The sequence below is a fragment of the Protofrankia sp. CiP1_Cm_nod4 genome (assembly GCF_982290645.1).
The window spans coordinates 6,079-16,425 of record NZ_CEVIVC010000065.1; the positions used below are offsets into that span (position 1 = coordinate 6,079).

Below are 10,347 nucleotides of genomic sequence, written 5' to 3' on the forward strand. Positions count from 1 at the left end.
GCCCCGGTACCCGTCGGCGGTGGCCGGGGCGTCGTCGTCGGACCGGGCGTCCCAGCCGCTCGTGCCGGCGCCCGGGGTGCCGGCAGACCGGGCGCCGGACGGGCCGGCGGTGTCGGCGGGCGGGCGTGGCGCCGAGGTGAGACGGGCGTCTGCCGTGCGACGGCGCGGTCGTGCACGGAACGTGGGCTCTCTCTGCACGGCCGTTGAGGTCACCTCCTGTGATAGGCCGGACGGCGGTCCGTAAGGGCTCGAACCCGTCGGGCCCGCTGGCCGGCACAAAAATAATCATGCCGCCGCTGGCCCGCGGGGCCGGTGGACACCTGCGGCCTGTCCTCACGATGTCACACGCACGAGATCAGGGAGGTGTGTGGCGCTGGGGGCGGTGACGCCCCACTGGATTGTCGCCGGCCCGTATGTGTGATCGGAATTCGCCGCGTTCGATCGCTGCCGGATGTGGCGACGTTGTGCCTGATCGACGTGTCTGGCCGACTGTACCTGGCTGACATGCCTGCTGGCGTTGTGTCCGATGGGCCTGTCCGGCCTGCGCTGCGCCGTTCGGGATGCCGTTCGGGATGCCGTTCGGGATGCCCGTTCTGAGGGTGCCGTTCGAGGCCGGTCCGGCCGGCTGGGCGGTCACTCTGGTCGGCCGGCACAGCTGGCCCGCGCACTGGCCGTTCCGCGCCAGCCCGTCCGTACGGCGATCTGTTGGTGTCCTGCTGATGGTCTGTTGGTGGTTCGTAGATGATCCTTCAGCGGCGCTCCAGTGGTCTTGCTGTGATTTCTTTGAGGTCAAAGGTTCCGGGTGTCCGGACTGTGTTTATCATGCTACGTAAAGTGGTTTCATAGAAAATGATCTTACGAGAACTGCTCTCGTGAAAGCGGGGCTCGTGGAAGCGGGGCTGCTCCGTGACGCTGCGGAGATGGGCGAGCTGCGGAGGCGGGCGACGTGACGGGTGGCGTCGCGGGACGTGCCCGGTGAGCTCTACGGCCTCCGGTGACCGGCCCGAGCCGGTCACCCGTGAGATCAACATGCTCTGCCCCATCTGTGAGGGCCTGGGGCGGGTAAGCGTGGTCCAGACCGCGAGCCTGGGCGGGGAGCCGTGCCAGATCAGGTCGACCCGTCCCTGTGCGGACTGCCAGACCGTCGGGTACCGTCCGTTTACACCCCCTTTATAACCATTTTCCATTCTGCCTGCTATCGTTCCTATTGAAACAGTTACGATAGTTCGTCTTCTGTGTTCGTTCGTCGCCCTCCATGGCCGAGGCGGACGAGGGCCGAGTGGGCGATCCACCCGTCGGCGGCCGCGCGCGGGACGGGGCCGCGCATGTCAGGGGAGACGGGGTGCCGGCCGGTGGTTGAACCGGTCCCGGGGGTCGTCGACCACTTCCGGATTCGCCGGACACACAGGGCGAAGGATGGATCGCGCAGGCGGATGTCGTAACGTCGATGCAGAGCGCTCCTACCACCGGTCGCTCTGGCGATCCGGACATCAGGGCCGCCGGCGGGGCGAGGAACTATGATCGTGTCGTTGCCGGCCCACCGGTTCGCCCGCGTAGGCGGTCTCCCCTTGCCCGGGGTCCGCGAGCCCCTCGACAGGAGAAGATTCCGATGGCAGAGCTGCCCAAGAACGACATCGCCGACCTTGCGCTCGCCCAGCAGGGCAAGACGCGTATCGAGTGGGCGGACAGGTCCATGCCGGTGCTCCGTCAGATCCGTGACCGCTTCGCCGTCGAGCGCCCGTTCGAGGGGGTGAAGATCGCCGCCTGCATGCACGTGACGACCGAGACCGCCAACCTCATGCGGGCACTCGCCGCCGGTGGGGCGCAGCTCGCGCTCGCCGCGTCCAACCCGTTGTCCACCCAGGACGACACCGCGGCCGCGCTGGTCGCCGAGTACGGCATCTCCACCTTCGCCCGCAACGGCGTGGATCGTGACGGCTACTATGCGCACATCAACGCGGCGCTGGACGGCGCCCCCCACTACGTCTTCGACGACGGCTGTGACCTGGTCAACACGCTGCACACGACCCGCACCGAGGTGCTCCCGGGCGTCCGCGGCGGGTGCGAGGAGACGACCACCGGCGTCATCCGGCTGCGCCAGATGAGCAAGGACGGCGCGCTGCGCTTCCCGATGGTGGCGGTCAACGACACCGACACCAAGCACATGTTCGACAACCGCTACGGCACCGGCCAGTCGACCCTGGACGCGATCTTCCGCGCCACCAACACCCTGCTCGCCGGCAAGACCGTCGTCGTCGCCGGCTACGGGTACTGCGGCCGGGGGGTGTCGTCCCGGGCCAAGGGGCTGGGCGCCAACGTGGTCGTCACCGAGATCGACCCGACCAAGGCGCTGGACGCGGCCATGGACGGCTTCCGCATCCTGCCGATGATCGAGGCCGCCGCCATCGGCGACGTGTTCATCACCGTCACCGGCAACCGGGACGTGCTGCGCCGTGAGCACTTCGAGGCCATGAAGGACGGCGCGATCTTCGCGAACTCGGGGCACTTCGACATCGAGATCGACATCAGGGCGCTGTCCGAGCTGGCCGTCGCCGGCCCGCGCCGGGTGCGCCACCAGACCGACGAGTACGTGCTGGCCGACGGCCGGCGCCTGCTGCTGCTCGCCGAGGGCAGGCTGGTCAACCTGGGGGCCGCGGAGGGCCACCCGGCGGCGGTCATGGACATGTCCTTCGCCGACCAGGCGCTGACCGCGGAGTGGCTGACGAAGACCTGGCAGTCGCTGGCCCCGGGCGTCCACGACGTCCCGCTCGAGATCGACAAGGAGGTCGCGCGGCTGAAGCTGGAGACCATGGGGCTTGCGATCGACGTCCTCACCCCGGCCCAGGAGGAGTATCTGAACTCCTGGGAGCACGGCTCCTGACCGCCGGCTCCTGACCCAGGAGCCACCCCGTTCACCGTGGCGGCCCTGCCCCTGGCAGGCCGCCACGGTCAGCGCGAGCGCTGACCACAGCCACCACCAGACATCCTCCGCGCACTCCCGCCGCCACAACCCTTCATGATCAAATATTGACAGATCATGAGAGTGAGAGAACAAGTGGTTGCTGTGGCAGCCACTTGCGTACTCGTTCCTGTGAGCCGCAATGCCCGCGGACGGGTGCGCGCGTTTCCGCCGGCGGCCCGCCGGGCGGAAGCGGGTGCCTCGTCGGTGGAAGTTCTGTTCCCCGGCCGCACCGGCCACGGGCGCCACGGGCCCGGCCGTCGCGACCGGAACGGCCGGGTCAGCTCGGGGGTACGAAAGGGCTCGGCGCCGGGGCCTCAGCCACGTCGTCCGGATCGCTCGGCCGGGCTACCCAGGACTCTCTTCCCCTCGGCTGGCCCGCTCCCGGTTGGGCTGCCCACGGCTGGGCCGCTCCCGGCTGGCCGTCCGGACCTGGCTGGATCCCCTGCCCCTGGTGGGCTGCCCACGGCTGTCCGGACGTCCACGGCTGGCCGGCTCCCCACGGCGGGGCCGGCTGTGCCGGTGGTGTGCCGGCCCCGGCGAGCGGCCACTGCGCGCCGGCGGTGCGTTCGGCCTGCCACTGCGCGCCGGCGGTGCGTTCGGCCTGCCAGCGTGCGCGGGCGGTGCGTTCGGCGAGGACGGCCGACAGATACGCCCAGGGATGGGTACCCGGCGGCGGTGGCGGGGTGACGACGGCGTACACCGACGCGGCGAGCTGGCTGCAGATGCGTTCACGTGCCTGCGGCGACAGTTCCCGGGCCCGGCCGAGGAACTGGCGCACCGCCAGCGCCAGGGCGTCCTCGAACGAGGACAGGTCCAGGGTGGCGGCCCAGCCGGCGAGCTGCGGCGGCATCATCACGGGCACCGCCGCGCCGGGTGGGATGCGTTCCTGGAGGACGACCGTTCCGGCGAGCAGGTCCCCGAGCCGCTTGGACCGCCCGGAGACCAGCATGCTGATCATCCCTGGGACCGCCAGCAGCGCACCGGGCCGCTCCACCACGGCGCCGAGCAGAGCGCGGACGAACGCGTGCCGGAACCGGATCGGCCCGCCGTCGTCCCGCACGACCCGCAGCCCCATGGCCGCCTTACCGATGCTGCGTCCCCGCCACAGCGTCTCCGTCGTCGTCGGGTAGCCGACCACGACCAGCACCACGACGGTCAGATAGAGCGCGGACGCCAGTGCTTCGTCACCTGGAGCGACGGTGGTGAAGGCGGCCCAGGCGGTGACGACCAGTACGACGGCCTGTAGAGCGAGATCGATGAGCCCGGCGATGATCCGCGAGCCGAGCCGGGCGACCCGCAGGTCGATCGTGACCGCCTCACCCGTGACAAGCCGGTTCACACGGCGGCTCCATTCCCGATAGCTCCGGTCCCGCTCACGTCCGTCCCGCTCTGCCTGTTCCGGCTGTTCGTGTTCCGGCTGTTCGGCTGTTCCGGCCGCTGTGCCTGCTCCGTGCACGCGCGCTGTGCCGAGTATGTCCGGTAGCCGGCCCGTGGATGTCCGGCACCGGCCCGATGGTGTGTCATGCCCGCCCGGCCGCCATGCGCTCCCGTCCTCCTTCCCGCTCGCCGGAAGGCTGTATGATCATGGTTCTTCCCGCACGGCCACGGGCCGCGGCCTGAGCGTGTCGGCCGCGCGGTGCGGGGATAACATCCACCTGTTCCCGCCCGTCCGATGTGTGCCGGGTAGTGATCTTTGCCGGGTGCCGGGCGCGGTGGGAGGCGGTACGGATGGATCTGGACGCGTACGTCGGCCGCCATCGCGGCGAGTGGGCCCGGCTGGAGGAGCTGGTCCGGCGCGCGGCGCGGCCCCGCCGGATGCCCGCGGCGGAGCTCGACGAGCTCGTGGAGCTCTACCAGAAGGTCGCGACCCACCTGTCGGTGATCCGCAGCCGTGGCCCGGACCCGGTGCTGGTCGACCGTCTCGCCGGCACGGTCACCCGGGCGCGCTCCGTCGTGGTCGGGACGCGGGAGCCGGGCTGGCGTGTCGCCGGCAGGTACGTCGCCGTCACCTTCCCGGCGGCGGTGTACGCGCGGCGTGGGTGGGTGCTGGCCACCTGCGCGGCCTGTCTGGCGGTGGCGGTGGCCCTCGGCCTGTGGGTGGCGCACAGCCCGGCCGCCCACAGCGGCCTGCTCCCGCCGGACGAGGTGCGGCAGTTGTGCCATCGCGACTTCGCCCGCTACTACTCGGAGAATCCCGCGTCCTCGTTCGCCGCGCAGGTCTGGACGAACAACGCCTGGGTGGCCGCGTCGGCCATCGCCTCCGGCGCGCTGCTGGGCCTGCCGACCCTCGTGGTGCTGCTGTTCAACTCGGTCAACCTGGGGATCGTCGGCGGTTACATGGCGAGCTGTGGCGAGTCGTCGCAGTTCTTCACCCTGATCCTGCCGCACGGGATGCTGGAGCTGGCCGTCGTGTTCACCGCCGGCGCGGTCGGCCTGCGGCTGGGCTGGTCGATCATCGACCCGGGGCCGCGCCGGCGGGTGGAGGCGCTGGCGGCCGAGGGCCGGGCCGCGGTCGCGATCTCGCTCGGGCTGGCGGCCGCGTTGGCGGTCAGCGGCCTGATCGAGGCGTTCGTGACGCCGTCCTCTCTGCCGGCCGGGGTCCGCATCGGTATCGGCGCGTTCGCCCTGGCGATGTTCGTCGGGTATGTCCAGATCTACGGTGCCCGGGCCGTGGCCGCCGGCGAGTCCGGCGACCTGGACAGGGAGCTCTCCGCGGACCTCGCTCCAGTCTCCTGACGCGCTGGCCCCTCTGACGCCTGGTCTCCTGACGCGCCGAGCCCTCTGACGCGCCGGGCTCACAGGCCTCCGGTGGACTTCAGGGCCAGGTAGACGTCGGTGACGGCCGCCGCGTAGGTCGCCGGCGGGGCGTCCACGACGTGCGCGCCGCGGCCGCGCAGCAGCCCGGCGAGCTGGCGGCGGCGCAGCAGCGTCTGCCCGGCCGCGGCGGCCGAGTAGACCGCGTGCACATCGCCCCGGCCGGCCGCGAGCTCGGCCAGCCGCGGGTCGCTCACCGCCGCGACGACGACGGTGTGCCGGGCGGTCAGCGCCGGCAGCGCCGGCAGCAGGCCTTCCTCGACGACCGCGGGAGCAAGCTCGGTGAACAGCACGACCAGGCAGTGCCGCCCGGCGGCGCGCAGCACCGCCGAGGCGATCGCCTGGTGGTCGGCCTCGGCCAGCACGGGTTCCACCAGCGCCATCGCCGCGCTCATGCGGACCACCGGATTCCCGCCGCCGGCCACCGGCAGGGCGACCCGGGCCGTGGTGTCGTGCGCGAGCAGGCCGACGCGGTCGCCGGCGCGGGCGGCCACGGTCGCCAGCAGCAGGGCGGCGTCCATCGCGTGGTCGAGGCGGGGGGTGTCGCCGATGCGGCCGGCGCTGGTCCGTCCGGTGTCCAGGACGCAGATGACCCGGCGGTCCCGTTCCGGCCGCAGCGACCGGACCGCCACCGTGCCGTGCCGCGCGCTGGCCCGCCAGTCGATCATGCGGACGTCGTCGCCCGGGACGTAGTCCCGCAGGCTGTCGAACTCCGAGCCCTGGCCGCCGATACGGAGCGTGACGTTTCCCTCGATCTCCTGGAGCCGCGCGAACGCGGCCGGCAGCTGCCGCCGGGAGGGGAACGCGGGCAGCACCCGCACCTGGAACGGCGCGTGGTGGCGGCCCTGCCGGCCGGCGAGGCCGAGCGGCCCCAGCGAACGGACCGTGATGCGGTACGGATGGCGGTCCCCCCGGCGGGTGGGGCGCAGGACGACCTCGCCGAACCGTCGCTGCCCGGCCGGGACCGTCAGCCGCAGCACCCGGGGCGCGGCGCCGGACGACGGCGGCCACGCGTCACGCACCAGGGCCCGGACCGTGCGCCGCCCGGTGTTGGTGACGGTGAGGACCAGCGGCACCGGTTCACCCAGCCGCGTCTGCGTCGGGCCGGACCGGGTGAACGCAAGCCCGCGCACAGCGCCGGCGAGCGCGACGTCCACGGCCACCGCGAGCACGAGCGCCGCGTCGACCAGCAGCAGGGCCGCCGCCGGGGCCGGGGAGAGCAGGACGGCGACCACGCCGGCGAGGGCGAGCCCGGCGGCCCGCCCGGTGATGGCCACCGCGGGTTACCGCGGGACGGGCACGGTGGCCAGTACCTGGTTGAGGACGGTGTCCGTGGTGACGCCGTCGGGCACGACCTCGGGCCGCAAGGAGATCCGGTGCCGCAGCGTGGGCCGGGCCAGCGCCTTGACGTCGTCCGGGGTGGCGTATCCCCGTCCGGACAGCCACGCCCACGCCCGGGTGGTGGCCAGCAGCGCGGTCGCGCCCCTGGGCGAGACGCCCAGCTGCACGGAGGGCGCCACCCGGGTGGCGCGGGCGAGATCGACGATGTAGCCGAGCACCTCCGGGCGGACCTGTACGGCGCGGACGGCGTCGCGGGCGGCGGCGAGATGCGCCGGCCCGGCAACCGGCCGGAGCCCGGCCGCGTCCAGGTCGGACGGGTCGAAACCGGACGCGTGGCGGGTGAGGATCCCGATCTCGTCATCCCGTGGCGGCAGTGGCACGGTGAGCTTGAGCAGGAACCGGTCGAGCTGCGCCTCGGGGAGCGAATAGGTGCCCTCGTGCTCGACCGGGTTCTGGGTGGCGACGACCGTGAACGGCACCGGCAGCCGGCGTGCCGTCCCCTCGACGCTGACCTGGCGTTCCTCCATCGCCTCCAGCAGCGCGGCCTGGGTCTTCGGGGGCGTCCTGTTGATCTCGTCCGCGAGCAGCAGGTTCGTGAACACCGGCCCCTCCCGGAAGGTGAACAGCGAGGTGCGGGTGTCGTAGACGAGCGACCCGGTGACGTCCCCGGGCATCAGGTCGGGGGTGAACTGCAGCCGTCTGGTGTCCAGGGACAGCGCCGCGGCCAGGGCGCGTACCAGCAGGGTCTTGGCAACCCCCGGGACGCCTTCGAGCAGCACGTGGCCACGGCAGAGCAGGGCCACGACAAGGCCGCTGACGGCGGCGTCCTGGCCGACCACGGCCCTGGCCACCTCCTCGCGCAGCGCGATCAGCGCCTGGCGGGCCGTCTCCGGGTCACCCGCGACGGCCTGGGCCGACGCCCATGTCCCGGATGGCTCGGCTTTGGACAGCTCGACCGGGGACGACAGCCCGGCCTCGGGCACCTCGGAGCCCCTGGCCCCGGGCCCGCCGCCCGGCCCCGCGCCGCCCGGCCCCGCGGCGCCCAGCGCCGCCGTGCTCACGGGCCCGGCCGGGGAAGCGGTGGCCGTCCGCTGGGTGTCGTCGGATGTCTCCGGGACACTCATCCTGCCGCCACCTGCCGATCCGGTCCCGCTGCCACCTGCCGGTCCAGCGCGTCGAGCTGATCCACCAACGCCACCAACGCCTCGTCCGTCACCCCTGTCGCCAGGGCCGTCCCAGCCGCTGCCGGGGCACCCTGGCTCATCTCGGAACCGTACAGGAGCAACGTGATCTCCGTGGGGGAGCGTCCGGTACGGGTGGCGACGGAGGCCACGAGCGCGGCCGGGTCAGCCTCGGGCTGCCCCGTGTCGCCGGGCCGGGCCGGGCGGGTCCGTGTCGGCAGCCCGAGCCGTTCGGCCAGCCGCCCGCGCGTGGTCGCCCGCAGCACCGCCGCGGCCAGGTCCCGGGCCTGCGCGGCGGCGTAGAGGCGGCCTCGTCCCTCGACGGTCTCGGCCGCGCGCACCACGACCGGGAGCGGTTCGGGTACCGGCGGGCCGAGCCGGCGGCCCCGCCACAGGGCGAGGACGACCGCGGCCAGGCCGAGCTGGAGGCAGGCCAGCGGCACCCGGTCGGGCAGCAGGTCGAGCAGGCCTCTGCGGGCCACCGCGTCCGGGGCGCCGAGCTGCGGGGTCACCCAGGACAGCGTGCGGTGCCGGTTGAGCAGCCCGATCGCGAGCGCCGCGCTGCCCTGCTCGTCCAGTCGGTCGTTGGTCATGAAACCGGCGTTGCCGATCAGGACGAACCGTCCAGGCCCGGCCGCTTCCCGCGGCCGGCCCGGTGCTCGGGGCGCCGGCACGACTACCAGGACCGAGGCCGACTCCACCGGGTAACACATGGTGAGCTCGGCCGCGTCCGGCCCGGTGGCCCGGAAAGCAGACCGGCCACCGAGCGTGACCGCCCCCGCCGTGGTGGCCTCAGACAGCTGGCATTGTGGCGAGGGTGTCCCGGAGGGGACGCGGCCGGTGACGGTGACCGGCAGGCCCAGGGCGTCGACGACAGTCGCGTCCGGCTCGAGGAGCACCACGTCGCTGCCCTGGCCGGCCAGCTGGGCAAGCCTGTCGAGCGCCTGCCTGGATGCCCGCTGTGGGTGGGCCAGCACGATCGTGACGTCGGCGGGATCCGGCTCGTTCGCCGTCTCGGCCGGGTCGTTCGTCGCGGTGACTGTGACGCCGTGCGCCCGCACGAGCCGCGCCAGGGCCATGGTCCCGTCCGGATCGGCCGACCCAGGATCGAGCGGGCGTCCGTTCGAGCTTGCAGACATGACCACAAGTGTTATACATATTACGATAAGTAGTAAAAGGACGGCTGTGACGCGGATGCCACGGCGGGCTCGCGGATCGAGCCCCCGGCGCCCGGCGCCCGGCGCCCGCGGGGCAGCGGCCTGCGAGGCCGCATCCTGCGGCGACACATCCTGCGGCGACACGCTCTGCGGGGACACAGCCGGCGAGGGTACGTCCGGCGAGGGTACGGCCGGCGGGCCGGCGGCCCGCACCGGCGCGGCTCGTGGCGGTACAGCCTGTGGCGGAGTGCCGGACGCGTGGTTACGCTGCCGCCGGCCGGCCAGGGCGCTCAAGCCGGCACCGTGAAGGTGGGAGCCGGGCTGGCGTCGCCCGCTCCCGGCCGTGGCCGCAGCCCGGTAAGCGCTTCGTCCGCCCGTACGACGGTGCGGTAGGAGGCCTCGGACGCGCTCCGCCCGCCGTACCAGATCTCGCTGAACACGGTCACGGCCGCCGCCAGGGCGGGGGTGGGAGCGGGCGCGATCCGGCCGACCTCGGCGACCAGCTCACCGGCGGTCCGTCCCGGCCGGGGCTCGAGCACTCCTGACTCCTCCAGCATCCGCACGACGGCGCGCAGCCGGGAACGCACCGCGTCAGCGAACGCGCCGGCACGGGCCGCGGCGTCGGCCTCGGCCCGCAGCGCCGCCGCCGACAGCGGACTGGTCAGATCGAGATCCGTCGACGCCGTCCGGGCCTGCCGCCGCAGCGGGCCGAGACGCAGCCGCACCGCCACGGCGGCCACGGCGGCCACGATGACGAGGGCCGCGATGCCGAGGCCGCCGCCGGACGGCTCGGTGACGCCGGCCCACAGATCGCCGAGCCGCGCGGTGAGCCAGTTCACCACCCGTTCGAACCAGCCTGGCCCAGCCCGGTGGTAGATCGCCCTGGACAGCT

At 73.2% G+C, this 10,347-nt stretch carries 8 protein-coding genes; 2 read left to right on the plus strand and 6 right to left on the minus strand.

The window, feature by feature from the left end:
• A partial coding sequence (locus tag AC5LSR_RS13850; RefSeq protein ID WP_493468540.1) for a hypothetical protein occupies nucleotides 1–198 on the minus strand: 198 nt, incomplete at its 3' end.
• Between the two features lie 1,411 nt (nucleotides 199–1,609).
• Between AC5LSR_RS13850 and ahcY the strand changes: the two genes are divergently transcribed.
• Nucleotides 1,610–2,881, plus strand: a complete 1,272-nt coding sequence (gene ahcY, locus AC5LSR_RS13855; RefSeq protein WP_250284968.1) for an adenosylhomocysteinase — start codon at nucleotides 1,610–1,612, stop codon at nucleotides 2,879–2,881.
• 358 nt (nucleotides 2,882–3,239) lie between these two features.
• Here ahcY and AC5LSR_RS13860 read toward each other — a convergent pair whose 3' ends face one another.
• Nucleotides 3,240–4,301: an RDD family protein gene (locus AC5LSR_RS13860; protein ID WP_250284969.1), complete on the minus strand. Its 1,062-nt coding sequence runs from the start codon at nucleotides 4,299–4,301 to the stop codon at nucleotides 3,240–3,242.
• Between the two features lie 389 nt (nucleotides 4,302–4,690).
• Here AC5LSR_RS13860 and AC5LSR_RS13865 point away from each other — a divergent pair, with 389 nt between their 5' ends.
• Nucleotides 4,691–5,698, plus strand: a complete 1,008-nt coding sequence (locus tag AC5LSR_RS13865; RefSeq protein WP_250284970.1) for a stage II sporulation protein M — start codon at nucleotides 4,691–4,693, stop codon at nucleotides 5,696–5,698.
• Nucleotides 5,699–5,757: 59 nt separating this feature from the next.
• Here the strand turns inward: AC5LSR_RS13865 and AC5LSR_RS13870 are convergent, their stop codons facing one another.
• The 4 genes from AC5LSR_RS13870 to AC5LSR_RS13885 form a co-directional block, all read right to left on the minus strand.
• Entirely contained in the window at nucleotides 5,758–7,053 is a 1,296-nt protein-coding gene (locus AC5LSR_RS13870) for a DUF58 domain-containing protein (protein WP_493465086.1), read from the minus strand.
• 6 nt (nucleotides 7,054–7,059) lie between these two features.
• Complete coding sequence (locus AC5LSR_RS13875) at nucleotides 7,060–8,241, minus strand: AAA family ATPase (RefSeq protein WP_493468541.1); 1,182 nt, start codon at nucleotides 8,239–8,241, stop codon at nucleotides 7,060–7,062.
• Entirely contained in the window at nucleotides 8,238–9,614 is a 1,377-nt protein-coding gene (locus AC5LSR_RS13880; RefSeq protein ID WP_493465087.1) for a DUF4350 domain-containing protein, read from the minus strand. Before AC5LSR_RS13880 ends, AC5LSR_RS13875 begins: the two co-directional genes overlap by 4 nt.
• 131 nt (nucleotides 9,615–9,745) lie before the next feature.
• Nucleotides 9,746–10,345, minus strand: a complete 600-nt coding sequence (locus tag AC5LSR_RS13885; protein ID WP_493468542.1) for a DUF4129 domain-containing protein — start codon at nucleotides 10,343–10,345, stop codon at nucleotides 9,746–9,748.
• Between the last annotated feature and the right edge of the window lie 2 nt (nucleotides 10,346–10,347).

Bases quoted from the DNA above. Each gene is read 5' to 3' on its own strand.
- ahcY (WP_250284968.1), top strand. From the start codon at position 1,610: ATGGCAGAGCTGCCCAAGAACGACATCGCCGACCTTGCGCTCGCCCAG.
- AC5LSR_RS13865 (WP_250284970.1), top strand. From the start codon at position 4,691: ATGGATCTGGACGCGTACGTCGGCCGCCATCGCGGCGAGTGGGCCCGG.
- AC5LSR_RS13875 (WP_493468541.1), bottom strand. From the start codon at position 8,241: ATGAGTGTCCCGGAGACATCCGACGACACCCAGCGGACGGCCACCGCT.